Below are 13,691 nucleotides of genomic sequence, written 5' to 3'. Positions count from 1 at the left end.
ATGTTACCTAACCTTAAATCATTAGTCTTCTGAATCTCTTAGAGGCACGACCAGCATATCAACTGGAGAGGCGTTGATCAGTTGGCGTGTTGAAGAGAGCAGCTTGCTCCAGAAATCTTGATGGTGACCGCAAACCACTAAATCCACATTGAACTCGTTGATGGTGTCACACAGCTCGTGGCTCAGGTCACCACTGCCCACTAAGGTGTGAGTGATTGGGTATTGAGCGTGTTCTGCAAAGTTTTGCAGTTGAATACGAGAGGCTTCCATCGCGTTGTGTTGGGTTTCTGCCATGTTGATATCAATCAGGCCGGTATAGAGTTCTGCGTAGTTAATGTCGATATGGATAAAAGAGACTTTGGCTTCCAATGGCTTTGCCAATGCTACCGCTTTATCCACAATTAATTTGCTGTCATCTGATAAATCGACTGCGACCAAAATATGTTTGTAACTCATATCTCTACCTCCTTTATTCATTGTCTGTTTAAAGATTAGCACTATGCGGTGGCTTTTTTTGCTGAAGTGATCTCATATCCACTGTCTTGCGTAATGACAGCTCGAAATATTGGTTAACTAATGGCCTGCGAGATATTCATTAAAAAGTGATATAGTAGAGAAAATTGAGGATGTAATTAGGAGTCTTAAATGCTGTCAAAAACTATGGTTGAGCAACTGAATGATCAAATTAACCTAGAATTTTTCTCATCCAATCTATACTTACAAATGAGTGCTTGGTGTGAAGACAAAGGATTTGAAGGTGCAGCAGAGTTTCTGCGTGTTCATGCAGTAGAAGAAATGGAACATATGCAGCGTCTTTTCACTTACGTAAGCGAAACAGGTGCAATGCCAATTCTGGGTGCAATTGAAGCACCAAAACACGAATTCGAAAGCCTTGGCGCAGTGTTCCGTGAAACTTATGAACATGAGCAGATGATTACTGAAAAGATCAACAAACTGGCTCACGTTGCTTTCAGCACACAAGACTACTCAACCTTTAACTTCCTGCAATGGTACGTTGCAGAGCAACACGAAGAAGAGAAGTTGTTTAAAGGTGTATTGGATAAGCTAGAACTTGTTGGTGAAGACGGTAAAGCACTGTTCTTTATTGATAAAGACCTAGCGCAATTGGCAAAAGATGGTTCATCTTCAATTATGGAAGCTCCTGCCGTTTAGGTAGTACGAGAAAGACACTGATTATCTTTTTCTTTTGAGTTTTCTTATGAAGATGTAGGGAGGAAAGGATGATCAGCGGCGACACTATTCTATTTGCACTAATGGTTGTGACTTGTGTGAACTGGGCGCGTTATTTTACTGCGCTAAGAACACTGATTTATATTATGCGAGAAGCACATCCTCTGCTTTATCAACAAGTAGACGGAGGTGGGTTCTTCACAACTCATGGCAATATGACCAAACAAGTTCGCTTGTTTAGTTACATCAAAAGCAAAGAGTATCACCATCACCATGATGAAGTGTTCACTGCCAAGTGTGATCGAGTGAGAGAGCTATTTATACTTTCTTCGGCTCTGCTTGGTGTGACTTTATTGTCGTCGTTCATCGTCTAGGCGATCCAGTACGTGTGATATAGAGTGCCGGTTGTTCGTTAAGCTCAGTAGCCTAATAGCAGCTGTCTGCGATTTGTACAATTGAACATCAATTGCAAAGTTGAAAATTGCCGCTAAAATAGCGAGCAATTAGTAAGGATGTGCTGTTTATGCACATCCTTTTTTATTGATGGCATTTCGAGAACAGGGTGTACTCGTGATGCAAAAGTGAAGAAAGCAGAACCACAATGAGTGAAAAATTTGATGTAATCGTGATTGGTGCGGGCGCCGCAGGCTTAATGTGTGCTGCGGAAGCTGGTAAACGCGGCCGACGAGTGCTGGTGGTTGATCATGCGAAAAAGCCAGGCAGAAAAATTTTAATCTCAGGTGGTGGTCGTTGTAACTTCACTAACTATGACGTGTCAGCGAACAACTTCCTTTGTAACAACCCTCACTTCGTGAAGTCAGCTTTATCTCAATACACCAACTGGGATTTTATCTCGATGGTGAGCAAGTACGGCATTGAGTTTGAAGAGCGCGACCACGGCCAACTGTTCTGTGTGAATGACCATACGGCGAAAGACATCGTGAGCATGTTGCTTGAAGAGTGTCAGCAAGCGAAAGTCGAACAGCGCTACCGCTGCGATGTTCACTCAATCGAAAAGACCGATTCTGGCTTCAAGATGCACCTTAATACCGACGAAGTTGAGTGTGACTCGCTAGTTGTCGCGACAGGCGGTTTATCGATGCCTAAGCTCGGCGCAACCCCATTTGGCTACAAGATTGCCGAGCAGTTCGGCTTATCCGTCATGCCGACTACAGCGGGTTTAGTGCCGTTCACGCTGCATAAAGAAGATAAAGAAGACTTCGCTGAGCTTTCTGGTATCGCGATTCCTGCTGAGATCACAGCGCAAGATGGCACCTTATTCAAAGAAGCACTGCTGTTTACGCACCGTGGTTTATCTGGCCCTTCTGTACTGCAAATCTCTTCGTTCTGGAAAGCGGGTCAGTCGGTTTCAATTAACCTAGTACCAGAGGTTGATGTGGCTGAGTTGTTGGCTAACTCTCGCGAGAAGCACCCAAATCAGAGCTTGAAGAACACCTTGGCAAAAGCACTACCGAAGCGCTTTGTAGAGGTATTGATTGATCGTAAAGAGCTGGAAGACAAACCGCTCAAGCAGTTTAACGAAAAGCAGTTGAATGACATTGTCGAGCATCTAGAGAACTGGAAAATCGCACCAAACGGCACAGAAGGCTACCGAACTGCGGAAGTGACTTTAGGTGGCGTTGATACTAACCATCTATCGTCAAAAACCATGGAGTGTAAGAGTGTTTCTGGCCTTTACTTCATCGGCGAAGTGATGGACGTGACGGGCTGGTTGGGTGGCTATAACTTCCAATGGTGCTGGAGTTCAGGCTTCGCAGCAGGTCAGTGGGTGTAAGCACTTCGCTTATCCATTAATTTAGATTACATTAAAATGGCGAGTCATATGACTCGCCATTTTTGTATCTAGTTCAGAGTTAACAGTAACTAAGTTGATGGTTTTCGCAGTCAATCGACGCTTTTAGTTCTCATTAGCAACAGCCTTGTTTTTTGAAAACTTGACCTGTTGAATCACCAAACCAGCAATGATCAGTACTAAACCAAACAGTGTCGCTGGGTGGATCTCTTCGCCGATAATCGTGGAAAGTAGCATCAACGAGATAAAAGGTGATGCGAAAATCAGGTTACTGATACGGGCTGTGTTGTTGGTCAGTTTCAGTGCCGATAACCACAGCACAAAGGTAATCCCCATCTCAAATAGGCCAACGTAAGTCACCGCCATCCAGCCTTTCGCTGTGATTTGGCTAAAGCTTTCGCCCTCGTAAATGGTTAAACCAATCGCGAATGGCAACGCCACTAAGAACCCAAGCAGTACACCTACCACAGGGTCAGCCTTGTTTTTGGTGTTTAGAATCCAGTAGCCTGCCCAAAGTAGGGTTGAAAGTAGTGCCAATGCCACACCAAGTGGGCTATCGAACTGCATGCCTAACACGTCGCCTTTGGTCGCAATAACCACGACACCTGCGTAACTGAAGGTACACGCAATCCAATCTTGTTTACGAATCTTTTGTCCCAGAAAAACCGCTGCCATTAACGTTAGCGTGATCGCCCAACTGTAGTTGATGGCTTGAGCTTGAGAAGCGGGCAGCAGGTCGTATGCTTTGAAGAGAATCAGGTAGTAAGCCAGTGGGTTAACCAAACCGAGCAGCAGGTAATACCAAGGGTTTGAAAGAAACGTAGTACTTAGCTGAGAAAGTTTACCTTGAAAGGCGCAAACGGCGATCAGCGCAATCGACGACACAATGCTGGCAATAGTCAGCATTTGAATCGGTGAAAACTCAGCAAGGGTCAGCTTAAAAGCAGTAGCGACCGTTGACCACAGTAGCACTGCGGAAAGACCAAAGCCCAAGGCACGACGTTCGTTCATAGCAACTCATTCTAATTTGATGGGACAGAATACGGAGCGCTTAGTCTATCTGTCGAATTTTAATACGGCAAACTGGACATTTATCCAGTATCAAAATACCATTTAATGAGTTATTTCCAATTAGGCTAAATCATTATCATGCAATGGATTATCGAACATCAGGCAACGCTTATTGCTGCAATTTCTGGCGCTCTTGTCAGCGGTGGTGTCGTGGGTTGGTGGGTTAAACAGAAGCTCTCTTTCCAGCAGCGATTGCTCGAGCAGCAGCTGGAGTCTGATCGTTTGTTGCATGAATCTCAGCAGTCTCAGCTCAAATCATCACTCGCAGAGGCGCAGCAAGAGCTTGATGAGTTGGACGACGACCGAGACAAAGCGGCATTCGAACTTAAGCAAGCGCACGGCAAGGTGATGGCTGCGATGGAAAAGCTTCGCTACTTTGAAGCGGTGAAGCAAGAGCGTCAGCAGTATGCCGATGAGATCAATGTGCTGAAAGACCATAAATCTGAATTGGAAGCCGAACTTCGCGAGCAAGAAGCAAGGCACGATCAGGAAAATCTCGCTAATAGCGAAAAGCTGCAGTTGTTAGAACAAGCGGAATCACGCTTGAAGCAACAGTTCGAGCATCTTGCTAATCAACTGTTTGAAACCAAAACCGCTAAGGTCGATCAACAGAACAAGCAAAGCTTAGAAGGCTTGTTGTCGCCGTTGAGAGAGCAATTAGAAGGCTTCAAGAAGCAGGTCAATGACAGCTTTAGCCAAGAAGCGAAAGAGCGCCACACCTTAGTGCATGAACTGAAAAATCTACAACGCCTCAACGAGAGCATGACGCGAGAAGCGGTAAACCTGACTCAGGCGCTTAAGGGTGATAACAAGCAGCAAGGTAACTGGGGTGAGGTGGTGCTGGCGCGTGTGCTTGCTGAATCAGGCTTGCGAGAAGGGCATGAGTACCAAACTCAAGTGAACCTACAAAACGATGCCGGCAAACGTTATCAACCTGATGTGATTGTCCATTTGCCACAAGATAAGCAAGTGGTGGTGGATTCGAAAATGGCGTTGGTCGCGTTTGAGCGCTATTTCAATGCCGAAACCGATCAGCAGCGTGATGCTGCATTGCGTGATCACTTGGTGTCGTTAAGAGCGCACATCAAAGGATTGAGCCAGAAAGACTATCATCAGCTTAAAGGTATTCAGAGTTTGGATTACGTGCTGATGTTTATCCCGGTTGAGCCAGCATTCCAAGTGGCGATTCAGGCGGATCCTAGCTTGGTTAAAGATGCGATGGAGCAAAACATCATCTTGGTCAGCCCAACGACCTTGCTGGTGGCACTGCGCACCATTGATAACCTGTGGCGCAATGAAAGACAGAACCAGAACGCACAAGTCATCGCAGAACGTGCAAGTAAGCTTTACGACAAACTGCGCTTGTTTGTTGATGATATGGAAGGCCTTGGTAGCTCGTTAGATAGAGCTAACCAAAGCTATCAAGGTGCGATGAATAAGCTAGTAACAGGCCGTGGCAACGTGATTCGTCAGGCCGAAAGCTTCAAGCAACTCGGGGTTGAGGTGAAGAAACCTATCTCGATTGGTTTGGCCGAAATGGCGCAAAATGAGGCTTTTTCAGAAAATGCCTCCTTAGTAGAAAGACAACCCGCTGAGGATAAAGTAAACTAATCGGCCGCAGCGCCTCTAAACACGGAGCGTGCTGTCGATGAGAACTTACCATGGTAGATAACAGCATTATGGACACAAGCGTGCAGACAAATTCAGCAGTAGAGTCAGAAACCACACACTTTGGTTTCGAAACAGTCGCGAAAGACGAAAAAGTCGCGAAAGTAGCAGAGGTATTTCACTCTGTAGCCGCTAAATACGACATCATGAATGACTTAATGTCGGGTGGTGTTCACCGCTTGTGGAAGCGATTCACGATTGATTGCAGTGGCGTTCGCCCTGGTCAGCGTATCCTAGACCTTGGTGGTGGTACTGGTGACCTTACTGCGAAATTCTCGCGTATCGTTGGTGAAAAAGGCCACGTGGTTCTTGCTGATATCAACAACTCAATGCTGAATGTTGGCCGCGATAAGCTGCGTGATAGCGGCATTGTTGGCAACGTACACTACGTACAAGCGAACGCTGAAGAGTTGCCTTTCCCAGATAACTATTTCGATTGCATTACGATCAGCTTCTGTCTGCGTAACGTAACCGATAAAGACCAAGCGTTGCGTTCTATGTACCGCGTGCTTAAGCCAGGTGGTCGTCTGTTGGTTCTTGAGTTTTCTAAGCCAGTGCTTGAGCCACTATCAAAGGTTTACGACGCATACTCTTTCCACCTATTGCCAAAAATGGGTGAGTTGATTGCTAACGATGCAGACAGCTACCGTTACCTTGCAGAATCTATTCGCATGCACCCAAATCAAGAGACTTTGGAAGGCATGATGCAAGAAGCAGGTTTTGAAAATACAAAATACTTCAACCTAACGGGCGGCATTGTTGCGCTGCACCGCGGTTACAAGTTCTAGTCGAACTTGGTAGCAGGCTCACTGAGCGTGCTAAACAATAAGAATAAAGATAGAACGGATAGGTTAAGGCTTATCCGTTTTCAAAGGTAAGGACAGTCATGCCATTTGATCCATTGGTAACCGCGGTTATTGAAACCTCTTTAAATACTTTCGTGAACGATGATCCAGCTTTGGTTCGTCGTTTGTCTCGTTTAAAGGGGCAGATCATTCAAGTCAATTTGAAAGAGTTGAATAAAACACTCACTTTCGTTTTCAGCCAACAGATTGATGTGTTGTCAGAATACGAAGGGCAGCCTGACTGCTACCTATCTTTGAACCTATCGGTGTTACCTGAACTGCGTGAGCAATCGAACATCACCAAGCTGATCAAGCAAGATAAGCTGATCTTAGAAGGTGATATTCAACTGGCTCAGAAATTCGCTCAACTGATGACAGACTGCAAGCCAGACTTGGAAGAGTGGCTATCGCGTGTGACGGGTGATGTGGTTGCGCATACTTTGGTGCAAGGCGTTAAGAGTGTTGGCGGCCTTGTGGCTAAGCAAGCGACTAAGCATCAAAACCACCTCGCTCAGGTATTAACTGAAGAGTGGAAGATTGCTCCAGCGCCATTAGAAGTGGCACATTTTTGCGATCAGGTTGATGACGTAAAAAGCTCTGCAGCACGCCTTGAAGCTAAGTTGAACGCTTTGTTGGAGAAAGCATGACCCCAACAGAACTGAAACGTCTTTATCATATTATCAAGGTACAGTTGGAATATGGCCTTGATGAATTGATGCCAGAGCACCAATTGACCAAAGCCCCTTTATTGGCGCGAAAGTCACTGTTTTGGCTTAAAAACAAGCATCAAGATAAAGAGTTGGGCCATCGCTTACGTCTCGCGCTGCAAGAGCTTGGCCCTGTTTGGATCAAGTTTGGGCAGATGATGTCGACACGTCGCGATCTGTTCCCTCCTCATATCGCGGATCAGCTGGCGCTGTTGCAAGACCAAGTTGCACCATTTGATGGTGAACTGGCTAAGCAAGATATGGAAAAGGCGCTCGGTGGCAGTTTAAATAACTGGTTTACCGACTTTGATATTGAGCCTTTGGCTTCAGCTTCTATTGCTCAGGTGCATACTGCGAAACTCAAAGAGAACGGCCGCGAGATTGTTCTCAAGGTCATTCGCCCTGATATTCGCCCGGTGATTGATGCAGATCTAAAACTGATGCACCGAATGGCGCGTATAGTCGCTAAGTCGCTTCCTGAAGCACGTCGTTTGAAACCTGTTGAAGTCGTTCACGAGTACGAAAAAACGTTATTGGATGAACTAGACCTGCGCCGTGAGGCGGCCAATGCGATTCAACTGCGACGTAATTTTGAAGGCAGTGAAGAGCTGTATGTTCCAGAGGTTATCCCTGATTTAAGCAGTGAAACCTTGATGGTGTCAGAGCGAATCTATGGTATTCAGGTTTCAGATATTGAAACGCTAAACGCCAACGGCACCAACATGAAATTGCTGGCCGAACGTGGCGTGACGGTATTCTTCACCCAAGTGTTCCGTGATAGCTTTTTCCATGCAGACATGCACCCGGGCAACGTATTCGTTAACCCAGAAAATCCAGATAACCCACAGTGGATAGGTTTGGATTGCGGCATTGTCGGCACACTCAACAGCGAAGATAAGCGTTATTTAGCAGAGAACCTGCTGGCTTTCTTCAACCGAGATTACCGTAAAGTCGCTGAGCTGCACGTTGATTCGGGATGGGTGCCACACGACACCAACGTCAACGACTTTGAGTTCGCGATTCGAATGGTGTGTGAGCCAATTTTTGCAAAACCACTTGGCGAGATCTCATTTGGCCATGTGTTGCTAAACTTATTTAATACAGCAAGACGTTTCAACATGGAGGTTCAGCCTCAGTTGGTGCTTCTACAGAAGACCTTGTTGTATGTGGAAGGTCTAGGCCGCCAGTTGTATCCGCAGCTTGATTTGTGGGCAACGGCTAAGCCTTTTCTTGAAACCTGGATGATGAACCAGGTGGGGCCGCAAGCTGTGATCAACGCAGTAAAAGATCGCGCACCATTCTGGGCAGAAAAACTGCCAGAGCTGCCAGAGCTACTTTATGACAGCTTGCGCCAAGGTAAAGCGATGAACCATAGAATGGATCAGCTTTATCAAGGCTATAGAGATAGTAAGCGTCAGCAAGCGACTGGAAAGTTTTTGTTTGGCGTTGGAGCAACTTTAGTCGTATGCTCCGCAATATTAGTTTCAAGCCCTTATGAGCAGCTATCTATGGGCTGTGGCATCGCAGGTGTCACATTTTGGCTGCTAAGTTGGCGAGCTTACCGTCGTTAGACAGTAGACTTCCTTAATATTTTTTATGTGTAGACAGACCCGAGGACAATGACAATGGGTGGTATCAGTATTTGGCAGCTTCTAATCATTGCTGTAATTGTAATTTTGCTATTCGGAACAAAGAAACTGCGCGGCATGGGTGGTGACTTAGGTTCAGCGGTTAAAGGCTTCAAAAAAGCGATGAGCGATGAAGACAAGCCTGCAGATAAGAAAGATGCAGACTTCGAACCAAAGAATATTGAACAGCAGAAAACAGAAGCGACTGCTGAAACAAAGAAAGACAAAGAGCAGGCGTAAATCGTGTTTGATATCGGTTTTTGGGAACTGGTATTAATATCTGTCGTTGGGTTAGTGGTTCTAGGCCCTGAGCGTTTGCCTGTTGCGATTCGCAGCGTATCCAAGTTTGTGGGTGCGGCGAAAAGTATGGCAAACAGTGTGAAAGATGAACTTTCTCACGAGCTTAAGGTGCAAGAGCTACAAGAAAACCTACGTAAGGCGGAACAAATGGGTATGGAAGATTTATCTCCAGACCTTAAGGCGTCAGTCGATGAACTTAAGCAGGCTGCTGCTGAGGTTCAACGTCCGTATGCTAAGCCTGAGTCTGATAAGCCAAGTGAGACTAAACCTAGTGTCACGGAAACTGCTGAGCCTGAAACCATTCAGACTAGCAGCGAAGCTTTAGCACCGTCAGATAAGAAAGCCGAATAGTCTCGCAAGGAGGAGTCGCCGGATACTTGAGTCGCTAGATGTTTAAGCGATAGCTATTCAAGTAGATATCTATTCAAGTGGATACCAATTCAACTGGATAGATAGGTGTGCGGCTCCTTTTCGATCTTCCTGTTTAAGAGGTTTGACATGTCTTCGACTGAGCAGACACAGCCTTTAATTAGCCATCTTCTGGAACTACGTAATCGCCTACTGCGCGCGATTGTCGCGGTTCTGGTTGTGTTTATCGGGCTAATTTATTTTGCTAATGATATTTATGAATTCGTATCAGCACCTTTAGTAGATCGTCTACCTGAAGGGGCGACGATGATCGCAACGGATGTTGCATCGCCATTTTTCACACCGCTGAAATTAACCTTGATCGCGTCTATATTCCTCGCGGTTCCGTTTATTTTGTATCAGGTGTGGGCTTTTGTTGCTCCGGGTTTATACAAGCATGAGAAGCGCTTGATCATGCCGCTATTGGCTTCAAGTTCATTGCTGTTTTACTGTGGTGTGGCGTTCGCTTACTTCGTTGTATTCCCGTTGGTATTTGGCTTTTTTACGGCCATATCACTAGGGGGAGTAGAGTTCGCAACCGACATCTCAAGCTATCTTGATTTTGTACTCGCGCTGTTCTTTGCGTTCGGTATTGCCTTTGAGGTGCCAGTTGCGATTATCTTGTTGTGTTGGACTGGAGCGACAACGCCGAAGGCTTTATCTGAGAAGCGTCCTTACATTGTCGTGGGTGCTTTCATCATTGGTATGATGCTGACACCACCAGATATGATCTCACAAACACTGTTGGCGATCCCAATGTGTATTCTGTTTGAGATTGGTCTGTTCTTCGCACGTTTTTATACGCGCAAGCCGGATGCGGATGAAGAGGAATAAGCTGAATCTTGATTCGGAATGTTTCAGTAAAAATTACATAATAAAAAGCGGTCTAGGGCCGCTTTTTTATTATGTCTGTTTATCGAATCTTTAACTGATAGCCACAGTTCTGACATATATAGAGCTCTTTGATGCCCAAAATTTTATGCCATAGGGTTCGATGTTGACGTTGTAAGTATTGTGAGTGGTCACACATATCTATTACCCCCATATGAATGCGGTTGATAATAGACTCATTGCCTTTTGTTCTCAAATATTATTTGTTAATACAATTAATTTAATTTACTGATAAATCTATAATAAATTGAACAAATCTCTCGCATTTTTAGTGGTTAACGCGTCAACCTCTTCAATCGTCATGCCTCTAAGATCGGCTATTCGCTGTGCAACCAACTCCGTGTACGCTGGCTCATTCCTCTTACCGCGATTGGGTGCCGGTGCTAAATACGGACAATCAGTTTCAAGAATGATGTAATTCATATCAAGGTGAGGGATTACTTTGTCCATGCCTGAGTTTTTGAACGTCGACACGCCTCCTAAGCCTAAATGAAAACCTAACGCATTGATTGCTTGAGCTTCCTCTAAGCTGCTGCCAAAGCAGTGAAACACACCACGTAAGCTGCCGTCTTGTTCTTGGCGAAGTAGTGCGAGTGTTTCTTCAATGGAATCACGGGTGTGGATGACGACAGGTAGGTCGAGGTCTTTTGCCCACTGCAATTGGGTGACGAAGGCCATCTCTTGTTCGGCCTTGAAGGTTTTATCCCAGTACAGGTCGATACCAATCTCACCCACGGCGATGAAGTTATGCTTGTCGAACCAAGCTCGAACGGTTTTGAGGGTCTGCTCTATATTTGCATCTACGTAACAAGGGTGCAAACCCATCATTGAACGACATACCTCAGGAAACTGAGCCTCTGTCGCTAGCATTGGCTCGATAGATTCTAAATCGATGTTCGGCAGCAGAATGGTATCAATACCTTGAGCAAGCGCGCGTTGCACGACTTGTTCACGGTCTTCATCGAATTCGCTCGCGTAAATATGGGCATGGGTATCGATCATTGTTTTGTCCTGAAAGCGGTCTTTACTGAATTGTCATGAGTATACGGCAGTGTGAGGAGAAGGTCATTTTTTGCCATTTCTCCCTGTTTTTGAGTGGGTTTTATATTTTACTGTTAGCGTCCTGAGCCATCAGTGATATGCTTTTGCCTGTATTTTGCACTTTTCATATCTAAGCATTTCGGTGCTTAGACTAGGCAAGGAGAATCTAGTGTCTGTTTCAATTCAAGGTCAATTCCCAGGTCGCCGTATGCGCCGTATGCGTAAGCACGACTTTAGCCGTCGCCTAATGGCAGAAAATCAATTGTCTGTGGATGATCTAATCTACCCAATGTTTATCCTGATGGGTAAAGAGCGTCGCGAGCCTGTCGAGTCAATGCCAGGTGTTGAACGCTTGTCGATCGATTACATGCTTGAGGAAGCAGATTACCTGTCAAAACTGGGTGTTCCTGCAATTGCTCTGTTTCCGGTAGTGAACCAAGATGCTAAAAGTTTATGCGCGGCTGAAGCTCATAACTCAGAAGGTTTGGTACAACGAGCAGTACGCTTACTCAAAGAGCACGTGCCAAATATGGGTGTGATTACTGACGTAGCACTAGACCCGTTCACTACTCATGGCCAAGACGGCATCATCGATGAAGATGGTTACGTGATGAATGATGAGACGACTGAAGTCTTGATCAAGCAGGCACTATCACACGCTGAAGCGGGTGCTGACGTGGTTGCACCGTCGGATATGATGGACGGTCGTATTGGTAAGATCCGTGAAGCGTTAGAAGAAGCGGGCCATATTCATACTCAGATTATGGCGTACTCTGCGAAATACGCATCGTGCTATTACGGTCCATTCCGCGACGCAGTCGGCAGTGCTTCGAACTTGAAAGGTGGTAACAAGAAGAACTACCAAATGGATCCTGCGAACAGCGATGAAGCGATTCACGAAGTCGCGATGGATCTTAATGAAGGTGCGGACATGGTGATGGTTAAGCCTGGCATGCCTTACCTAGATATCGTGCGCCGTGTGAAGCATGAACTTCAAGCGCCGACATTTGCATATCAAGTGTCTGGTGAGTATGCGATGCACAAAGCGGCGATTCAAAACGGTTGGCTGAAAGAGCGTGAAACCGTCATGGAATCACTGCTGTGCTTTAAGCGCGCTGGTGCTGATGGCATTCTTACTTACTTCGCTAAAGATGTGGCTGAATGGCTTGCAGAAGACAATGCACAAGCCGCAGAGCACTTAAAAGAAAAGTAATCGTGTAGAGTTCACTTAAGTGATCAGTAAAGGGTTGGCCATTGTGCCAGCCCTTTCGTTTATAAGGATGAATAAGATGTCAGTTGTCGTGCGTGAAGGTTCGTTAGAAGAAGTGGTGTCTGTGGTCGAGCAGATCTCTGAGTTCGCTAAAAAAGAGAGTGTCGCTTCTCTTTCAGAGCGGCTGGTAGGGAAAAAGAACCTTATCTTAGTGGCTGAAGAGGCTGGGGTGCTGCTTGGTTTTAAGATCGGCTATGAATTGGATCAGCAGACTTTTTACAGTTGGTTTGGTGGGGTGTCACCGCTCGCAAGAAACAAAGGGGTCGCACAGTCTCAGCTAGATGTTCAGGAGCGGTGGGCGCAACAACAAGGTTATAAGCAGCTAAAAGTGAAATCTCGTAACCAGTTCCCCGCGATGTTACGCCTGCTATTGAGAAACGGTTATAAAATCGAAAAACTGGAAGAAAAAGAAGATATTAATGAAAATAGAATCCATTTTGTGAAGCAATTATCAGCGCTGTGAATCGTTTTTATTAGCGAGATAAAACATGAAAATAAAATTAAATGAGATTTATTATCATTGAATGGTTGACTATTAAATGAGAATCATTATTATTAAACCTGTCTTAGGGAATGAGGAAATGTTCACAAGGATGTTAAGTACTCAAGTATCAACTTGGTTACCCAACAGAATTCTCGCGAACTTGTACTAAGTTCTTTTTGACACGACATTGCTCACATTGCTTCCAGTGTAATTTATAGCTTTTAGGTAAAGCTGTGGTATTCAATTTGAATGGCTTTACCGGTTTTTGCTAGGCGACATCTTCGGGTGTCGCTTTTTTTATATCTCTATTTCAACAAGATGCATATTTAGTGGCACGTATTTTTATGAATAAAACGCCATCAGCATTCTTTTCC

At 45.3% G+C, this 13,691-nt stretch carries 15 protein-coding genes; 12 read left to right on the top strand and 3 right to left on the bottom strand.

Features of this window, described 5'->3' with window-relative positions; translation table 11 throughout:
- Positions 1–21 precede the first annotated feature (21 nt).
- Entirely contained in the window at positions 22–456 is a 435-nt protein-coding gene (uspA, locus tag L1D22_RS06930; RefSeq protein WP_017631982.1) for a universal stress protein UspA, read from the bottom strand.
- A gap of 189 nt (positions 457–645) precedes the next feature.
- On the opposite strand from uspA, the gene ftnA reads away from it, so the two are divergent.
- The 3 genes from ftnA (at position 646) to L1D22_RS06915 (ending at position 2,986) form a co-directional block, all read left to right on the top strand.
- On the top strand, positions 646–1,173 hold the full coding sequence (gene ftnA / locus L1D22_RS06925; protein ID WP_017066029.1) for a non-heme ferritin: 528 nt from the start codon (positions 646–648) through the stop codon (positions 1,171–1,173).
- Between the two features lie 68 nt (positions 1,174–1,241).
- The gene (gene uspB, locus L1D22_RS06920) at positions 1,242–1,565 is read left to right on the top strand and encodes a universal stress protein UspB (protein WP_239829175.1); all 324 of its coding nucleotides are present in this window, start codon (positions 1,242–1,244) and stop codon (positions 1,563–1,565) included.
- A 227-nt stretch (positions 1,566–1,792) separates the two neighbouring features.
- A complete protein-coding gene (locus tag L1D22_RS06915; protein ID WP_239829174.1) occupies positions 1,793–2,986 on the top strand; it encodes an NAD(P)/FAD-dependent oxidoreductase in 1,194 nt (397 codons plus the stop codon).
- A 123-nt stretch (positions 2,987–3,109) separates the two neighbouring features.
- Here L1D22_RS06915 and L1D22_RS06910 read toward each other — a convergent pair whose 3' ends face one another.
- Positions 3,110–4,015, bottom strand: coding sequence for a DMT family transporter (locus L1D22_RS06910; RefSeq protein WP_239829173.1), 906 nt, complete (start codon positions 4,013–4,015; stop codon positions 3,110–3,112).
- A 138-nt stretch (positions 4,016–4,153) separates the two neighbouring features.
- On the opposite strand from L1D22_RS06910, the gene rmuC reads away from it, so the two are divergent.
- From rmuC to tatC, 7 genes are all read left to right on the top strand, one after another.
- Positions 4,154–5,686, top strand: coding sequence for a DNA recombination protein RmuC (rmuC, locus tag L1D22_RS06905; RefSeq protein WP_017631980.1), 1,533 nt, complete (start codon positions 4,154–4,156; stop codon positions 5,684–5,686).
- Positions 5,687–5,751: 65 nt separating this feature from the next.
- A complete protein-coding gene (ubiE, locus tag L1D22_RS06900; protein WP_026012235.1) occupies positions 5,752–6,531 on the top strand; it encodes a bifunctional demethylmenaquinone methyltransferase/2-methoxy-6-polyprenyl-1,4-benzoquinol methylase UbiE in 780 nt (259 codons plus the stop codon).
- Between the two features lie 98 nt (positions 6,532–6,629).
- Complete coding sequence (locus tag L1D22_RS06895) at positions 6,630–7,235, top strand: SCP2 domain-containing protein (protein ID WP_239829172.1); 606 nt, start codon at positions 6,630–6,632, stop codon at positions 7,233–7,235.
- The gene (gene ubiB / locus L1D22_RS06890) at positions 7,232–8,866 is read left to right on the top strand and encodes a ubiquinone biosynthesis regulatory protein kinase UbiB (protein ID WP_239829171.1); all 1,635 of its coding nucleotides are present in this window, start codon (positions 7,232–7,234) and stop codon (positions 8,864–8,866) included. Before L1D22_RS06895 ends, ubiB begins: the two co-directional genes overlap by 4 nt.
- A 54-nt stretch (positions 8,867–8,920) precedes the next feature.
- Positions 8,921–9,163 carry a Sec-independent protein translocase subunit TatA gene (gene tatA, locus L1D22_RS06885; protein WP_017631977.1) on the top strand — a complete coding sequence of 81 codons (243 nt, stop codon included), beginning with the start codon at positions 8,921–8,923 and terminating at the stop codon, positions 9,161–9,163.
- 3 nt (positions 9,164–9,166) lie between these two features.
- Positions 9,167–9,574, top strand: a complete 408-nt coding sequence (gene tatB, locus L1D22_RS06880) for a Sec-independent protein translocase protein TatB (protein WP_239829170.1) — start codon at positions 9,167–9,169, stop codon at positions 9,572–9,574.
- 147 nt (positions 9,575–9,721) lie between these two features.
- Positions 9,722–10,465, top strand: a complete 744-nt coding sequence (gene tatC, locus L1D22_RS06875; protein WP_239829169.1) for a twin-arginine translocase subunit TatC — start codon at positions 9,722–9,724, stop codon at positions 10,463–10,465.
- Positions 10,466–10,759: 294 nt separating this feature from the next.
- On the opposite strand, the gene L1D22_RS06870 is transcribed toward tatC, so the two are convergent.
- Positions 10,760–11,524: a TatD family hydrolase gene (locus tag L1D22_RS06870; RefSeq protein WP_239829168.1), complete on the bottom strand. Its 765-nt coding sequence runs from the start codon at positions 11,522–11,524 to the stop codon at positions 10,760–10,762.
- Positions 11,525–11,732: 208 nt separating this feature from the next.
- Between L1D22_RS06870 and hemB the strand changes: the two genes are divergently transcribed.
- Both hemB and L1D22_RS06860 read left to right on the top strand, forming a co-directional pair.
- Entirely contained in the window at positions 11,733–12,776 is a 1,044-nt protein-coding gene (gene hemB / locus L1D22_RS06865; RefSeq protein WP_239829167.1) for a porphobilinogen synthase, read from the top strand.
- Between the two features lie 76 nt (positions 12,777–12,852).
- The gene (locus L1D22_RS06860; protein ID WP_239829166.1) at positions 12,853–13,296 is read left to right on the top strand and encodes a GNAT family N-acetyltransferase; all 444 of its coding nucleotides are present in this window, start codon (positions 12,853–12,855) and stop codon (positions 13,294–13,296) included.
- Positions 13,297–13,691: the final 395 nt, after the last annotated feature.

The organism is Vibrio sp. Isolate34 (genome assembly GCF_022397915.1).
In the GTDB taxonomy this organism is placed as follows: Bacteria; Pseudomonadota; Gammaproteobacteria; order Enterobacterales; family Vibrionaceae; genus Vibrio.
Note: the sequence above shows the minus strand (reverse complement) of the source record. Positions and strands in the feature narration are given on the sequence as shown.

Coding starts and splice junctions, on each gene's coding strand:
- uspA (WP_017631982.1), bottom strand. CDS start 456: ATGAGTTACAAACATATTTTGGTCGCAGTCGATTTATCAGATGACAGC.
- ftnA (WP_017066029.1), top strand. CDS start 646: ATGCTGTCAAAAACTATGGTTGAGCAACTGAATGATCAAATTAACCTA.
- uspB (WP_239829175.1), top strand. CDS start 1,242: ATGATCAGCGGCGACACTATTCTATTTGCACTAATGGTTGTGACTTGT.
- L1D22_RS06915 (WP_239829174.1), top strand. CDS start 1,793: ATGAGTGAAAAATTTGATGTAATCGTGATTGGTGCGGGCGCCGCAGGC.
- L1D22_RS06910 (WP_239829173.1), bottom strand. CDS start 4,015: ATGAACGAACGTCGTGCCTTGGGCTTTGGTCTTTCCGCAGTGCTACTG.
- rmuC (WP_017631980.1), top strand. CDS start 4,154: ATGCAATGGATTATCGAACATCAGGCAACGCTTATTGCTGCAATTTCT.
- L1D22_RS06895 (WP_239829172.1), top strand. CDS start 6,630: ATGCCATTTGATCCATTGGTAACCGCGGTTATTGAAACCTCTTTAAAT.
- ubiB (WP_239829171.1), top strand. CDS start 7,232: ATGACCCCAACAGAACTGAAACGTCTTTATCATATTATCAAGGTACAG.
- tatA (WP_017631977.1), top strand. CDS start 8,921: ATGGGTGGTATCAGTATTTGGCAGCTTCTAATCATTGCTGTAATTGTA.
- tatC (WP_239829169.1), top strand. CDS start 9,722: ATGTCTTCGACTGAGCAGACACAGCCTTTAATTAGCCATCTTCTGGAA.
- L1D22_RS06870 (WP_239829168.1), bottom strand. CDS start 11,524: ATGATCGATACCCATGCCCATATTTACGCGAGCGAATTCGATGAAGAC.
- L1D22_RS06860 (WP_239829166.1), top strand. CDS start 12,853: ATGTCAGTTGTCGTGCGTGAAGGTTCGTTAGAAGAAGTGGTGTCTGTG.